Below are 15447 nucleotides of genomic sequence, written 5' to 3' on the forward strand. Positions count from 1 at the left end.
AATAATCAGCCGATATTTACGCTTATTTTCGATCTTTTTTTGACGCATCATGGCTTCATTCCACCGATTCAAGGAGCACGACCATGCTGCAACTGCGACCGTTCGAAGGCCTCGGCCACGCCAACCACGGCTGGCTCGATGCCCACCACCACTTTTCGTTTGCCGAGTACTACGACCCGGCACGCATGCACTGGGGCAACCTGCGGGTCTGGAACGACGACCTGATCGCCGCCGGCAGCGGTTTCCCGCCGCACCCGCACCGCGACATGGAAATCATCACCTATGTGCGTGAAGGCGCCATTACCCACCAGGACAGCCTGGGCAACAAAGGCCGTACCGAGGCTGGCGACGTGCAGGTGATGAGTGCCGGTAGCGGCATCGTGCACAGCGAGTACAACCTGGAAGAAGTCGATACCCGCATCTTCCAGATCTGGATCGTGCCGGAGAAGGTTGGCGATGCACCGTCGTGGGGGACCCGCCCGTTCCCGAAAGGTGAGCGCGGCGAAGGCTTCGTGACCCTGGCCAGTGGCCGTGCCGGTGATGAGGACAGCCTGCAGATCCGTACCAATGCACGGCTGGTGGCCGCGACGCTGCGGTCTGGCGAAACCGCCGAATACCGCTTCGATGCCGGACGCCGGGGTTACCTGGTGCCGGCCAAGGGGCTGGTGGAGGTCAATGGACTGCGCGCCAAGGGCCGGGATGGCGTGGCGATCGAGGAAGAGGAAGTGCTGCGGGTGACCGCGATCGAGGACAGCGAAATCGTCCTGGTCGATGTTGCTTGAACGAAGGGGGCCGCGCTGCGGCCCCACTCAGTTCAATCAGGCAATCGCCGCATCCACCAGCACCTGCGCCTCTTCCACCAGGCGCTTGAGGTGCGCCTCGTCGACGAAGCTCTCGGCGTAGATCTTGTAGATGTCTTCCGTCCCCGAAGGCCGCGCGGCAAACCAGCCATTGGCCGTCATCACCTTCAAGCCACCAATCGCCTGGCCATTGCCCGGCGCCTGGCTGAGGATTTGCACGATTGGCTCACCGGCCAGCTCGGTAGACTTCACCTGCTCCGGTGCCAGCTTGCTCAGGGCGGCCTTCTGCCGGGCGTCGGCCTTGGCCTCGACGCGGGTGGCGAACGGTTTGCCCAGCGCCGCAGTCAGGTCGTTATAGGCCTGGCTCGGGTTGCGCCCGGTACGGGCAGTCATCTCGGCCGCCAGCAGCGCTGGAATCAGGCCGTCCTTGTCAGTCGCCCAGACCGTGCCGTCTTTACGCAGGAACGAAGCACCGGCACTCTCCTCGCCACCAAAGCCGAGAGAGCCATCGAACAGGCCCTGGGCAAAGAACTTGAAGCCCACCGGCACTTCGTACAGCTCACGGCCCAGGCGCTTGGTGACGCGGTCGATCAGGCCGCTGGACACCACGGTCTTGCCCACTGCGGCGTCGTCGCGCCATTGCGGACGGTTGCGGTAGAGGTAGTCGATGGCCACGGCCAGGTAGTTGTTCGGCTGCAGCAGGCCATCGGCGGTGACGATGCCGTGGCGGTCATGGTCCGGGTCACAGGCGAAGGCTACGTCGAAGCGCTCGCGCAGGCCGATCAGGCCTTGCATGGCGTAGGGCGAGGATGGGTCCATGCGGATCTGGCCGTCCCAGTCCACGCACATGAAGCGGAAGGTCGGGTCGACCTCGGTGTTCACCACTTCCAGGTTCAGCTGGTAGCGCTCGGCAATCGCCGACCAGTAGCGTACCCCTGCCCCGCCCAGCGGATCGACGCCCAGGCGCAGGTTGGCGCCACGAATGACGTCGAAGTCGATGACGTTTTCCAGGTCAGCCACATAGTTGGCCACGTAGTCATGGCGCTGAGTGGTGGCGGCTTGCAACGCCTGGGCATGCTCCATGCGCTTGACCCCGGCAAGGTTCGCAGCCAGCAGTTCGTTGGCCTTGGCCTCGATCCACTTGGTCACATCGCTGTCGGCCGGGCCGCCGTTGGGCGGGTTGTATTTGAAACCACCGCTCTGTGGCGGGTTGTGCGACGGGGTAATGACGATGCCATCCGCCAGGCCCTGGCTGCGGCCACGGTTGTAGCAGAGGATGGCATGTGACACCGCCGGCGTCGGGGTGTATTCATCGTCCTTGGACAGCATCACCTGCACACCATTGGCGGCCAGCACTTCCAGCGCACTGGCCGCAGCCGGCGCAGACAGCGCGTGGGTATCGGCACCGATGAACAGCGGGCCGTCGATGCCTTTTTCCTGGCGGTACAGGCAGATAGCCTGGGTGATCGCCAGCACATGGTGCTCGTTGAAGCTCAGGTCGAACGAGCTGCCCCGGTGCCCCGAGGTGCCGAAGGCCACGCGCTGGGCCGCCACGGCGGCGTCGGGGCGGCCGGTGTAGTAGGCAGTGAGCAGGCGGGGGATATCGACCAGCACGCTGGCCGGAGCCGGCTTGCCTGCCAAAGGACTGAGCGTCATGCAAAAACCTCGAGTTCAACGGATGTTGGTGTTGGAACACGCAGTGTACTGGGAGTTGCAATGCCGTGCGATGGGGCCACCGAGGATTATTTAACGGCCACCTGCCACCATGCGGGGAACATCTGCTGAACCCGCTGCTCGGCGAAACGTTCGTCGATCAGCACCAGCACGCCGCGATCGTGGTCGCCACGAATGACCCGCCCGGCGGCCTGGATGACCTTGCGCACACCGGGGTACAGGTAGGCATAGTCGAAGCCAGCGCCAAACTGCCGGCCCAGGCGCTGCTTGAACTGTTCGTTGACCGGGTTGACCTGGGGCAGGCCGAGGGTGGCGACGAAAGCCCCGATCAGGCGCGTGCCAGGCAAGTCGACCCCTTCGCCGAACGCCCCGCCGAGCACGGCAAAGCCCACCCCCTGCCCGTCTGCCACGAAGCGATCGAGAAAGGTCTGGCGCGCGCTTTCGTCCATGCCCGGTGCCTGGGCCCACAGCGGGATGCCAGGATGCTGCTCGGCGAGCAGGCTGGCCACCTGCTGCAGGTATTCGAAGCTGCTGAAGAACGCGAGGTAGTTGCCCGGCTGGCGCTGATATTGCTCGGCAATCAGCGCGGTGATGGGCGCCAGTGAAGCCTGGCGTTGGTGATAGCGGGTCGAGACCTGGCTGGCGATGCGCACCTCGAGCTGCTCGGCACGGAACGGTGCCGCCACTTCCAGCCAAGCGGTATCAGCCGGCATGCCAAGCAGGTTGGTGTAAAAAGGCCTCGGGCTCAAGGTGGCGGAAAACAGCGTCACACTGCGCGCGGCCTGCATGCGCGGGGCGAGCAGCCGGGCCGGGGTGACATTGCGCAGGCACAGGCTGGCCAGGCGCCGTTTGCGGGGGCCTTCGCGCAGGCTGACGTCGAACAGAAAATGCTCGTCGAACAGTTCGGCCACCCGACTGAACTGCAGCGCCTGGTAGAAGAACTGCAGCACCTGGGCATCGACCTCGGCGGGCGTTTCATTCATGCGCTCCTGGATCAATCCGATGCATTGCTGCAGGGCACGCAAGAAGGCCTCCGGCAACTGATCGCTCGCCTGATATGGCGCGTGCTGCTCCTTGAACAGCGCGTTCCACTGCCGATTCAGCCGGTCCAGGGCACTGCCGAGCCCATGCGGCTTGCTCTGGCGCAAGGCAAGCAACTGGCCCTGGTCGAGGCTGGCGCTGTACATGCCGCGTCCGCGCTCGACCAGGTTGTGCGCCTCGTCCACCAGCACCGCGACCCGCCACTGGTTGAGCTGGGTCAGGCTGAACAGCATGGCGTGGGCGTCGAAATAGTAGTTGTAGTCGGCCACCAGCACGTCCACCCAGCGGGCCATTTCCTGGCCGAGGTAGTACGGGCAGACCTGGTGCGCCAGCGCCACCTCGCGCAAGCTGGCGCGGTCGAGCATGGGCCGTGAGGCCGCTGCCTCCCGTGCAGCGGGCAAGCGGTCGTAGAAACCCCGGGCCAACGGGCAGGACTCGCCGTGGCAGGCTTTGTCCGGGTATTCACAGGCCTTGTCGCGCGCTATCAGCTCAAGGGTGCGCAAGGCCGGCTGCGGCGTGCCCGCGCTGATCTGGCCCAAGGCATCCAGTGCCAGCGCCCGGCCCGGCGTCTTGGCCGTGAGGAAAAACACTTTGTCCAGTCGCTGCGGGACCATGGCCTTGAGCAGCGGGAACAAGGTGCCGAGGGTCTTGCCGATGCCGGTGCTGGCCTGGGCCATCAGGCAGCGCCCGGTACTGACCGCCTTGTACAAGGTTTCGGCCAGTTGCCGCTGGCCCTGGCGAAACTGCGGGTAAGGAAAGCTTAGAGCCTGCAACCCCTGGTCGCGCTCGGCAAAACGCTGTTGCTGGGCCTGGGCCCAGGCGAGAAATCGCTGGCACTGCGTTTCAAAAAAGCCCTGCAATTCATCGGCGCGATAGGGTTCGCTGATCAACGTCTGGCTGTCGTTGTCGACATCCAGATAAACCAACGCCACCTCGATGGCCGGCAACTGCCGCGCCTGGCACATTAGCCAGGCATAGACCCTGGCCTGGGCCCAATGCAGCTGGCGGTGATTGGCCGGCTGGCGTGCCAGATCGCCGCGGTAGGTCTTGATCTCTTCCAGGCGATTGGCGGCCGGGTCATAGCCATCAGCGCGCCCGCGCACCAGCAAGCCCTGATACTCGCCTTCGAGGGCGACTTCCGCTTCATAGCCTGCGGCGCGCCGGGCGACCACCCGACGGTGCCCTTCGATACCTTCCTGCGCCGTGGGTGACGGGGTGAAGCGCAAGTCCAGGTCACCGACCTTGGCGCTGAACTCGCACAACGCCCGCACCGCCACACGATAGCTCACGATGCCTCGCTCCAGCGCACATGGCAGACCGCCACCGGCAAGCCATGCTCGGCGCAGAATTCCAGCCAGCGCAGCTGGTTGTCCTGCAGGCGGTCACCCGGGCCCTTGACCTCGACCATCCGGTAGCGCTGCTGCTCCGGCCAGAACTGGATCAGGTCCGGCATGCCGGCGCGGTTGTTGCGGATATCCTGCAACAGGCGCAGGAAGCACTGTTTCAAGTGCTCGGCGGGCAGGCACGCCAGCGCCTGATCGAGCAACGCTTCGCTGAGCATGGGCCAGAACACGAACGGCGATTGCAGGCCTTGCTTGGCCGTGTAGCAGTCGAGGATGGCCTGACGATGGGTCCCCTCGTCCAGGCGACCCAGGCAGGCCGCGAACGGTGCCGCACGCCGTTGCTGGAAATCGCTGTCATGCAAGTCCTGGGGCGCCGCCTGGAACGGGTTGAAGAAGGCACCTTGAACCGGGGCGAAGACCGCTTCCCAGCACAGCAGGCCGAACAGGCTGTTGAACAGGGTGTTTTCCACGTAATGCGCCGGCCCTCCCGCTTGCGCCAGGTATTGGCGCACGGCCTCCTCGACACCCAGCGCTGCCTGCTCGCGCGGCAACTCCAGTTCGATCAGCTCCAGGACGGGAGTGCGCCGGCGGCGCTGTACAGGCCCGCCGAGCTTGCGTGCCAGCCGCGGCAACATGCGCTCCAGGGCTTGCACTTCCAGGGCGTTGGCCGGTGCGGCCGCCAGCTCCAGAGCCAATGCGTGTGCCTGCGGCCAACGCTCGCTACGCTCGTATACGCGCACCTGGCGGATACGCGCTTGCGCATGGCAGCTACGGGCATACACCGCCAGGGCCTGGTCCCAGTCCCCCAGGCGCTCGCACTGCTGGCCCACGGCGAACAGCAGCCGCCCATGGCGCCGGGCCAACCATGGGTTGTCGATACGCAGACCGGCCAGTGTCGCCAGGATAGACGCGGGGTCCTCGCCCAGTTCCAGGCGCTCGGCACACTGGTGCAGCGTCATGGCCTGGTCGACCTCGCTGCGCTGCTGCAGGGCACGTGAGTCGGGGCTGAACGGTACCTGCTCGAAACGCAGCAGGCCCAGGTCTGCCAGCACGAAGTCCGACCAGTCCTGGTACAGGTTGCCGAAAAACAACAAGCGCATGCGATCGCACAGCGGCTGCAAGCACCATTGCACGATAGCCACCGGGGCCTGGGCGAACCACTCGCGCAAGGGCCTGGGAGCCAGCGCCAGGGGCCGCAGTTGTTCCAGCAGGTCGCCCTTGGCCGCCCGCGGACGGCTCAATTGCCCAGCAAACCCGAGGGCGAGTTCATCCTTGCGCAACAACGCGAACAGCTGATCAAGGCTAAGCGCCTCAGGTTCGCGCACCCAACCCAATGCCAACAGCGGTTGCAGGGCCGCCATGCTGTCACCGATTTCGGAATAGTCCAGGCGGTCACAGCGGAACAGCTCACCTTTGCGCATCACCATGCGCACCATCAGCGCCTGGGTCGGCTGCGCCAGCTCGGCAAAGGCATGGAGAAAGGCCAGCTCCTGCTCATCGAGCAGGTCGGCGTAACGTGACTCGACCCACACCAGCACCTGGCGGAAGTTGTGCAGGTAATATAGCGGGTCATCGACGGAGTGGGCGATCACAGGACGGGGTCGGGCAAAAAGAGTGAACACTGTTTATACATACAGATACAGCACCCAGGCAAGCACCAGGGTTCATTCCGCCGCCCTACCGACGAATGGTGCCGAACGCCAGGCCCCCTGCCAGGTTTTCCAACGCCTCAACCAGTGCCTCGGGCTGTTCACCCAGCCACGTCAGCGCCAGGTGTTGCCGGTAACGCCCGTACAAACCGAATTGCTCACCTGGCAGCACCTGCAATTCCGAGCCTGCTGTCGCCGCCATGGCGTGTGCGCCCGCCATCGGCAGTGACAGACGCACCCACAGGGCGCAGCCGCCATCCGGCGTGTCAAAGTCCACCTGGTTGCCCAAAACCGTACGCAAGTGCTGGCCAAGTTGCTCCATGCGCCCCTGCAGCGCCAAGCGTATCCGGCCTAGCTGCTCATCGATTTCGCCGGTCGCGATCATCTGCGCCAGCGCCTGCTGCCGCATTGGCGCCAACTGGAAGGCGCGCAGGGCAAACGCTTCCGGCAAGGCCGGGTCGCCCCCCAGCACGTAGGCATAAGGTGCCTCGCCCCCCACCGACGACTCCAGCGAGCCCAGCACCAGCAACCAGCGCGGGTCAACGCAATCGCGCAAGCGCCTCGTTGGCATGGCAAAGCACAACTCGCTGTCCAGATCGTTCTCCAGCAACCAGACAGGATGCAGCGCCAGCAGATCACCGAGTTGCTGCTGAACTCGGTGGGGCATCAGGCGCCCAACAGGCATCCCTAGGCACGATGGCATGATCACCATGCGCACCGGTTCACATCCCAGCAACCTTGCCAGACTGTCGATATCCAGGCTGCCGCAGCTATCCAGCGGTACTTCGATGACCCGCATGTCGCAGCGTTGCAGCGTGCGCAAGATCCGCCAGCAGCACGGCGAAGCAACCAGCACGGTAGCGCCTCGCAGCGCCAGCGCCAGCAGCAGGGTTTCCAGCACGGCCTGTACATCCGGGCCCAGGTGCACATCTTCCGGCCGCCAGAACTGACGGGAAGACCGGGTGTAGCGCTCCGCCAGGGCATCACGTAGGCGTGGCCCGCCCAGCACACGCGTTGGCCGCCCACGCAGCCGCCCCAGGCGCCGCTCATGGGCGCACAGTGCGCGCTCCAACTGCGGCTGCACCGGCAGCGCATGGGCAGCGTCGACTTGGCCTGCCTGGATACCGGCTTGGGCGAAGTAGCCGGACTTTGGCACCGACCGCACACGCCCTTCGTGTTCGAGCAGGTTGTAGGCGGCCTGTACCGTGGCCAACGAAACACGCAGGCGCCTGGACAAAGCCCTCAACGAGGGCAAGCGTGGCTGCCCGCCCCGCTCCGCTTCGTCGATCAACGCAACAAGGTAGCGATACACCACGTGATAGGCGAACTCACGCCCCATCAGAGTGATGCCTTGTGCGCCGACGTGCACGGGGCTGCCTCACGGTCCAGCAAGCGCAGTTGCACATCCCGTCGCGCCAGGTTGGCCAGCAAGTGCCGCATACCAGGCCCCAGTCGCCCTTTGTAAACCACGCGCAGCTGCGCAAGCGTCAGGCCGCTGGTGTTCACTATCCAATCCTTGACCGCATCAGGGCAGCTTTTGCCTTGCAGGGCGCGATGCAGATAAGGCAATGCGACCAGCATGTCGGCATGCAGGGATTGCAGAAAATGCTCCAGCCCTGCCCCCTGATCGGCAAACGGCCGGTACAGCATGCAGGCGAGCTGAGTCTGTTCGAGGCCATATGCCTTGGCCAGGCGAGCCTGCTGTGGCTGCGCCGCAGCATTCGGGCTAAGCAGGCGCAATGCTTGCCTGGGTGCAACAGGCGCCTTGCAGCGAGCGGCCAGTTCATGCAACTGCGACAGTGCCAGGGGATCGACAAACGCCGACAGGGGCGTGGCGTGCTGCGCCGGCTCGAAACACCCTCCCAGCACCTGATCCAGTTCCCCCTCACCGAGCAGCTGCGCAAGCAGATCGTCAATCACGATGACCCGCAGCGGCAATGCTCTCGACGGTGCGCTGTACGGCGTGGCGAGCGTGCCACCCGGGGAGCCGGCGGCGGCATGCAATTGGCCAAGGCAGTTGGCCATGTTTTCAACACATTGATGTAGCGCGTCCGGGGCGTCTACACCTGCCTGGCGCAGGCTCCGCCGGGCCCAGGCGGCAAACCGCCGCCGTTGGCCGGCAGGCATGGCGGTGACCAGCGCATCGGCGCTCGGGTAGGTGACCAGCGCCAGACGAAGGGCACCGGCCAGCTCCAGGTGCGTGCGACTGCCCAGCAGTGCGTCCGGGCGCGCATCGACGAGGTGGCCGAACAGGAGCAGGGCTTCACGTGCCAACGGCCTATCTCGGTCCGTGGCGTCGGCCTGACGGCAGAAAGGCATCACCGCAGCGCCATCGACCATTTCCAGTTGCACGCGCGGGTCGTCATGCATGAACAAGGCGCTGAAGTGGCGCTCGTGCTGCTCCAGTTGCGCACTGCTGGTTGCCGGCAAACAGCTCACCAGCACGCGTAACTTGAACGTCACGGGGGCCCGTAAGGCGATACTCAGCTGGGCTGCACGCAAGACCGCCAACAGCCGGGCGCCACGGCGATCGCTCCCCTGCACCACCAGCAACCTGAACGTACCGATGTATTCCGGCCCACCGGCGGCCACCAGCAAACGCTGGATCAACAGTTGCAACGAAACACGTTGTTCCTTGGACATATGGCTCAACAGGCGCTCGAGCACCTGTTGGTAGATAAAGTGCATAGCCTGGTCGTGAACAATACTCACGGCGTTACCTCACAACTTCATCCGCCGCACAAACGGGTAGCCTATGAAAGGGTGCAGCGAATTAAACTTTAAGAAATTTCCTACAGCAAAACGGGAAACTTTGAAGTTGCGAAAATCTGTCGCCATGCCATTGAAAAATAGGGACCCTTTTCCATCGCACGCTCCTTGCGCCAAATATCATTGCGCAATTATCGAGCCTTGAAAAAGGATTAAAAGATACAGATGCCGACTAAAAAACCATTCAGAAATCAGAAAACACACAATATGCAGACAACAGGAAAGTGCCTTATAGAAAAGGACGCTTAAAGAGATGAACCATTACTTGATGGCAACATTCAATTACAAAGCCCGCACCTTCAACCTGTTCAAGATAGCCGCCCAACATGCAAAAAACCGGGCATCAGCCCGGTTTTTCGTTTCCAGACATGCTGTCAGGTCGACGCCATGTCGAGCACCACTCGCCCACCACAGGGGCATTCGTCCATGTAGCGATGGGCCTCGACCACATCAGAGAACGGATACACCTTGATGATCTGCGGCGTCAGCAACTGATCGGCGGTGAACTGATTGATATCGCGCAAGGCCCGTTGCAGCGCCACCTGGTCTTGGCTGATACCCAGTTCCGGCTTGCCGGTGAAATTACCGATGCAATGCACGTAGAACTGGATGTTCTTCTGGAACGCCGCGCAGGCCGGGAATGGCGTCTGGTTGCCTCCCTGCAGGCCGTACAGCACCAGGCTGCCACGTGGCGCCAGCACATCGCCGAGCAACGACATCTGCGGCCCGCCCATGCCATCGAGGACCATGTCCACGCCACGGCCATCGGTGTACTTGCCAACCTGCATGAGCAGGTCCTGCTCTTCGGTGACAATCACCTTGTCGGCGCCTAGGCCCAGCAGGTACTCACGCTGCTCAGGCTCCTTGGTGGCGGCGAACACCTTGAGGCCGAGCGCCTTGCCCAGTTGCACGAAGGCTGGCCCGGCACAATGGCTGGCATCAGTGACCAGCGCGGTCTGCCCGGCCTTGGCGCGTGCCAGGTCGACGTAGGCGAAATAGGCGATCAGCAGCGGCGTGTAATGCACACTGGCCTCGATCGGCGTGAGAAGGTCCGGGTAGCGGGTGATAGCGGTGCGCGGCAGGACGATAACGTCGCCATACACCGGGTGATCGTTGGCACTGGTGGCCGGGAAACTGGCGACCCGGTCGCCCACCGCAATGTCATCGACGCCTTCGCCGACCGCCGTCACCACACCGGCCATCTCGTGGCCGATCCCCGCGGGCAGACGGGCCTGGGATGGCGCCAGGTTTTGCCGCCAAAGCACGTCATACCAGCTCACGCCGATCGCCTCGACGCGGATCTGCACCTCGCCGACGGCAGGTGACGGTTCGGCCTGCTCCTCGCAACGGAGCACATCGGCAGCACCGAACTTGTGGAAACGGATCATGCGGGACATCGCATACCTCGCCTGTGTGAATCTCGTATTACCACGGACTTTATCCGGGCTTTTGCCGTTAGACCATCAGTGGCTATTAATAGTCGACATGCCTGTCATCGATTGGGCACCTGACTTTCCTGTGCATTGGCCCCCGGAAATCCGTGCAGGGTAACAGCCTTTGGCCTTAAGATTCACCCCTGCTCCACTTCAGGCGAAGCGCACCGATGAATCGAAACGACCTGCGTCGCGTAGACCTCAACCTGTTGATCGTGTTCGAAACCCTCATGCATGAGCGTAGCGTGACCCGCGCCGCCGAGAAGCTGTTCCTCGGCCAGCCGGCGATCAGCGCGGCCCTGTCGCGCCTGCGCAACTTGTTCGACGACCCGCTGTTCGTGCGTACCGGCCGCAGCATGGAACCGTCGGCACGCGCCCATGAAATCTTTGCCCTGCTGTCGCCGGCACTGGACTCGATCTCTACCGCGGTCAGCCGCGCCGCCGAGTTCGACCCGGCGACCAGCAACGCGGTGTTCCGCATCGGCCTGTCGGACGACGCCGAGTTCGCCCTGCTGCCACAGCTGCTCAAGCGCATCCGCGCCGAAGCCCCCGGCATCGTCCTGGTGGTGCGCCGGGTCAACTACCTGCTGATGCCGACCCTGCTGGCCTCGGGTGAGATTTCCGTTGGCGTCAGCTACACCAGCGAACTGCCGGCCAACGCCAAGCGCAAGGTGCTGCGGCGCAGCAAGCCCAAGCTGCTGCGCGCCGACAGCGTGCCAGGCAGCATCACCCTTGACGACTTTTGCGCACGGCCACATGCGCTGGTGTCGTTTGCCGGTGACCTGTCGGGTTTCATCGACGAGGCGTTGGAAGAGATCGGCCGCAAGCGCCATGTGGTGTTAGCCGTGCCGCAGTTCAACGGTTTGGGGAGCTTGCTCGCGGGCACCGATATCGTCGCCACGGTACCGGACTACACGGCCGATGCCTTGACTGCAGCCGGCGGGCTGCGCGCTGAAGACTTGCCATTGGAAGTGCGCACGTTCGAGTTACACATGGCCTGGCGCGGGGCGCAGGACAATGACCCGGCGGAGCGGTGGCTGAGGTCGAGGATACAGATGTTCTTTGGCAGCGACGAAAACATGTAAGAACTGCAACGTGGGCGCATTCGAGCAGAGCCAGTTGACGCAAGCTCATGGCAAATCACTAAGTATATCGAATGCTGGTTCCTGGCCCGCAGTCCTGAGAAACCTTGGCCCCAGATCAATGCGGGTGGTGTTGTAAACTTTCGATTGAGTTAATTTTGACAGGGCTCATTACGTATCGTTGACTCTGCATATGTTTTGACAACTATTTCTCGTCGTCTGCAAATGGGGTATTCCAGATCACCAGTTCGAGTGCGGCAGCGATCTGGATGCGATGGTCGCCAAACGGGATAGGCAGCAGGTCCTGGGCGCGCTCCAACCGGCGCAGCAAGGTATTGCGATGGGTACCCAGCACCTCGGCGGTCTGGGTGATATTGCAGCCATTGGCCAGGAAGGCGTGCAACGAATGCTGAAGCACCGTGGCCTCGGCCGCCAAGCGCCCCAGGGTGCTCAAGACGAACTGCCTGGCCGCGCGGGCATCCTGGGTCATCAGCGACACCATCCGCACCTGATCGATCGTGGCAACGGCGGGTGAACCTGCCAAACGGCCCATCAACCGCTGGGTGGTCAAGGCTTCCAGGTGCGAGCGCCGGAAGCCATTCATCCCCGCGCCCGCCGAACCGATTGCCGCGCGTATTTTCGGAAATTGCCGGGCGACGCCCTGCAGCAGGTTCAGGTCCAGCGGCTTTGCCACATTGCTCCAGGCCCACAGGGTCGCGGGGCCCGCGAACACGATCAAAGGCGCTACCGTGCCCGTGAGCTGCGCCAGGGCACGCGCCATATCCTCCAAGGGGCGAATCTCGGCGTCCGGGGTTTCGCTCCAGACGAGGCAGGCATGGTGCCTCTGAGCCAGGCTATAACCCAGTCGCCTGCGGAACTGCTCCGCGTCCACATCCCTGCCATCGAGCAGCCGGCTGACCAGGCTGCGTTTATCGATAGGGTCGTCATGGGCCTGGGCGTTTTTTTCTTCGAGGATGATCCGCGTCACCACACGCATGTTGCTGTCGATGAATTCCGAGATCGAGCGCGACGAGACCTCCAGGAATTCCTCGAGTACAGCGGGATCCTGCGTCAGGCTGAAGGCCATCTTCATCCACAGGTCCCAGGCTGCGTTCTGTGTCGACCTTGCAACATTCATCAGCAGCTCGGATAGCCCCCTGCGGGCGAGCTCCCTGGCCGTGTCCACCATGTCAGCGGACACGTAGGGCTCCACCGGCTCACCAGGGCGCTGCAGGTTGGCATTGGCCCAATGCAGCAACTCTGCCCGGTTGGCGCGCCGGCACGCCGCGAGGATGACCGGGTCTTCCAGCAACCTGGCATCTTCGGGTGAAGAGAACAGTGACTGGTTCAGGCGCTCGACCCACTCAGGGGGCAGCGCCTGAGCGCGTTCGGCGCCTTTGCGCATAAGCTCGCGAACGGCTTCCGAGGGGCGTGGCCAGGGCGATGGCGTGCTGGTCATGGGCGGTGCAAATCACTCAAAAATCGGCTGGAAAATGGTGCAGTTCGTACCTTGGCGAAGGGCCAGTGCAAACCTAGCATGAACTCACTGCCTGAACAAAAAGAACAAGGAGGCACCGTGGCGCTCCATGTCCCTTTTTTTGGGTTTAGCGCAGTAGCAAGCAGGCCTGTTTCCTGATGCCCGTTGATCAAACGTCAACCCGCCTGCGCAACCTTTCCTTTCAGTCTGGAGTGTTCTCAATGTCAACCTCTCGCGACTCCGCGCCAAGCCTGCCAGTTGTAACCCGCTCGACATCCGCGCAAGAAATTGCGCTGCTGAGCGACCAGGCAGGTGCCGTAATCATCCGCAACTTCATGACCCCTGAACAAGTCGTACGAATCAACAGCGAACTCGACGCCCCCCTGGCCGCGCTCGATGCCGGCTCCAGGCACGAGCACGCGCTGATCGCCGAGTTCCATGGCCATCAGACCAAACGGCTTACCAACCTCGTCACTCACAGCAAGACCTTTCGTGATGAAATCCTCGATGACGACCTCTTTCACGAACTGGGGAACGTGCTTTACGCTCCGGAGTGCGGTGACTGGTGGCTGACCACGGCCCAGTTGATCGAGATCGGCCCAGGCAACAAAGCGCAAATGCTGCACCGTGACATGATGCAGTACCAACCGTTCGTGGCCATGAACAAACATGCGCCACGCGCCATCACCAACCTGATGCTGGCGCTGACCGATTTCACCGAGGAAAACGGCGCCACGCGCTTGATCCCCGGGAGCCAGGACTGGGATGACTTCTACGATGTCGGCACTCCGGAAATGACGATCCCCGCCCTGCTGAAAGCCGGGGATGCCATGCTGTTCGGCGGTAAAGTCGTTCACGGTGGCGGGGCCAACCTGACCACCGACTATTACCGTCGCGGGCTGACCATCCCGATGCAGGCTTCGATCATCACGCCTGAAGAAGCCTACCCGTTGATCGTGCCGCTCGAGCTGGTGCGCACGCTTTCTCCACGGGTTCAGAAGATCCTCGGTTTCCGCTCCCAATACCCCAATGGCAGCCCTGGCCTTTGGCAGCATAACTACGCAGACCTGGCGGATTACCTTCAGCTCTAGCGTCCAGCTTTGACTTGGCTGGGCCTGAGGGTGCCACGACCACCCAAACGCCCAGGCAAGGAAACAGGCCAGGCGTCGGTTTGCGATGCCTGGCCTCTGAGCGAGTGGCCGGCCCTTCACTCCTGGTAGGGCATTACCCCTCTGCGTGAAAACAAGACAGGTACGCCCTCGGCGTTGAACAAGGCCGCCGTCAGTGAAAGGCCATCAGCGGTCTGCGTTTCCTGAAAACTGCGCCCGGCATCGCTGCTCTGCACGCTCAGCCCATCCAGCCCGACCGCCAACACACGAGAGCCCGCTACCGCTACGCAAGTGACAGAGCCCTTGCTTTGCGTTGGCACTCTGCGAAAGCCCTTGCCGTCCGCTGAACCCTGCAACAGGGTGCCGCGCTGGCCACCCAGCAGCAGACGCCCATCGGCCAGTACCGCGCCAGACCACAGGGTGCCTTCGTAGCCGGTATCCAGGTAACGCCAGTTCTTCCCCTGGTCTTCGGAATGCAGCACCTGCCCATGCTCGGCCGTGGCGTACAGCGTGCCGCGGCTGTCGGCAAACAGCCCCATAAGGTTGAGGTCGGCCCGCTTGGCCCCAGGCGGCGCTTGTACCGCCTGCTCGGTCCACGTCTGGCCCCCATCCTCGGTAGTCAGCACCAACGACCAGAGCCCTACTGCCACACCCTGCCGGGCATTGAAGAAGTGCACCGCGAACAGTGGCCGGTCTTCTTCGGTGGCCAGGCGCTGGACCTGCCAGGACTCCCCGCCATCGGTAGTGGCCAGGATCGCGCCCCAGTGGCCAACCGCCCAGCCGCGTTTGGCATCCACGAAAGACACGCCCGTCAATGGCGTGGACAGCGGTACCAACCTCGCCTGGCGCCACTGCATGCCCTGATCGTCGGACAATAGCACGACACCGTGGTCGCCCACGGCCACCATGCGCGCCCCCGCCCAACCGGCGGCCAGCATGGTGGCCTGCGTGGCATTGCTCGCCTGTACGGCCGGCACGGCGTGCAACGGCGCGGCCTGAAGAGACATCAGCGGCACTGCTGCTGCGAGCAAGGCTGCGGTGAATGAAACCCTGAACTTCATGCTTCTCTC

General features: G+C 63.4%; 11 protein-coding genes. 3 read left to right on the top strand and 8 right to left on the bottom strand.

The features are described 5' to 3' along the window. Positions 1-83: 83 nt before the first annotated feature. Positions 84-782, top strand: coding sequence for a pirin family protein (locus ACOKS3_RS16400; protein WP_422764429.1), 699 nt, complete (start codon positions 84-86; stop codon positions 780-782). Between the two features lie 36 nt (positions 783-818). On the opposite strand, the gene pgm is transcribed toward ACOKS3_RS16400, so the two are convergent. The 6 genes from pgm to ACOKS3_RS16430 all read right to left on the bottom strand — a co-directional run bounded on the left by pgm (position 819) and on the right by ACOKS3_RS16430 (position 10673). After that, positions 819-2456, bottom strand: coding sequence for a phosphoglucomutase (alpha-D-glucose-1,6-bisphosphate-dependent) (gene pgm, locus ACOKS3_RS16405; RefSeq protein WP_422764428.1), 1638 nt, complete (start codon positions 2454-2456; stop codon positions 819-821). Between the two features lie 86 nt (positions 2457-2542). Further along, positions 2543-4804, bottom strand: a complete 2262-nt coding sequence (locus ACOKS3_RS16410) for an ATP-dependent DNA helicase (protein WP_422764427.1) — start codon at positions 4802-4804, stop codon at positions 2543-2545. Continuing rightward, complete coding sequence (locus ACOKS3_RS16415; protein WP_422764426.1) at positions 4801-6450, bottom strand: VRR-NUC domain-containing protein; 1650 nt, start codon at positions 6448-6450, stop codon at positions 4801-4803. Before ACOKS3_RS16415 ends, ACOKS3_RS16410 begins: the two co-directional genes overlap by 4 nt. A gap of 85 nt (positions 6451-6535) precedes the next feature. After that, positions 6536-7846, bottom strand: a complete 1311-nt coding sequence (locus tag ACOKS3_RS16420; RefSeq protein ID WP_422764439.1) for a GntR family transcriptional regulator — start codon at positions 7844-7846, stop codon at positions 6536-6538. Continuing rightward, the gene (locus ACOKS3_RS16425) at positions 7846-9219 is read right to left on the bottom strand and encodes a hypothetical protein (protein ID WP_103447639.1); all 1374 of its coding nucleotides are present in this window, start codon (positions 9217-9219) and stop codon (positions 7846-7848) included. The genes ACOKS3_RS16420 and ACOKS3_RS16425 overlap by 1 nt, the downstream gene beginning before the upstream one ends. A gap of 431 nt (positions 9220-9650) precedes the next feature. Further along, positions 9651-10673 (bottom strand): zinc-dependent alcohol dehydrogenase family protein, encoded by a 1023-nt coding sequence (locus ACOKS3_RS16430; RefSeq protein ID WP_103447640.1) that lies wholly within the window; start codon positions 10671-10673, stop codon positions 9651-9653. Positions 10674-10879: 206 nt separating this feature from the next. On the opposite strand from ACOKS3_RS16430, the gene ACOKS3_RS16435 reads away from it, so the two are divergent. Further along, the gene (locus ACOKS3_RS16435; RefSeq protein ID WP_103447641.1) at positions 10880-11794 is read left to right on the top strand and encodes a LysR family transcriptional regulator; all 915 of its coding nucleotides are present in this window, start codon (positions 10880-10882) and stop codon (positions 11792-11794) included. A gap of 202 nt (positions 11795-11996) precedes the next feature. On the opposite strand, the gene ACOKS3_RS16440 is transcribed toward ACOKS3_RS16435, so the two are convergent. Then, entirely contained in the window at positions 11997-13250 is a 1254-nt protein-coding gene (locus ACOKS3_RS16440) for a PucR family transcriptional regulator (RefSeq protein ID WP_181004499.1), read from the bottom strand. A gap of 239 nt (positions 13251-13489) precedes the next feature. Between ACOKS3_RS16440 and ACOKS3_RS16445 the strand changes: the two genes are divergently transcribed. Beyond that, a complete protein-coding gene (locus ACOKS3_RS16445) occupies positions 13490-14359 on the top strand; it encodes a phytanoyl-CoA dioxygenase family protein (protein ID WP_422764425.1) in 870 nt (289 codons plus the stop codon). A 116-nt stretch (positions 14360-14475) separates the two neighbouring features. Here ACOKS3_RS16445 and ACOKS3_RS16450 read toward each other — a convergent pair whose 3' ends face one another. After that, positions 14476-15438: a WD40/YVTN/BNR-like repeat-containing protein gene (locus ACOKS3_RS16450; RefSeq protein ID WP_422764424.1), complete on the bottom strand. Its 963-nt coding sequence runs from the start codon at positions 15436-15438 to the stop codon at positions 14476-14478. Positions 15439-15447 lie beyond the last annotated feature (9 nt).

Source organism: Pseudomonas sp. HS6-2 (assembly GCF_049325675.2).
GTDB classification, from domain to species: Bacteria; Pseudomonadota; Gammaproteobacteria; order Pseudomonadales; family Pseudomonadaceae; genus Aquipseudomonas; species Aquipseudomonas putida_N.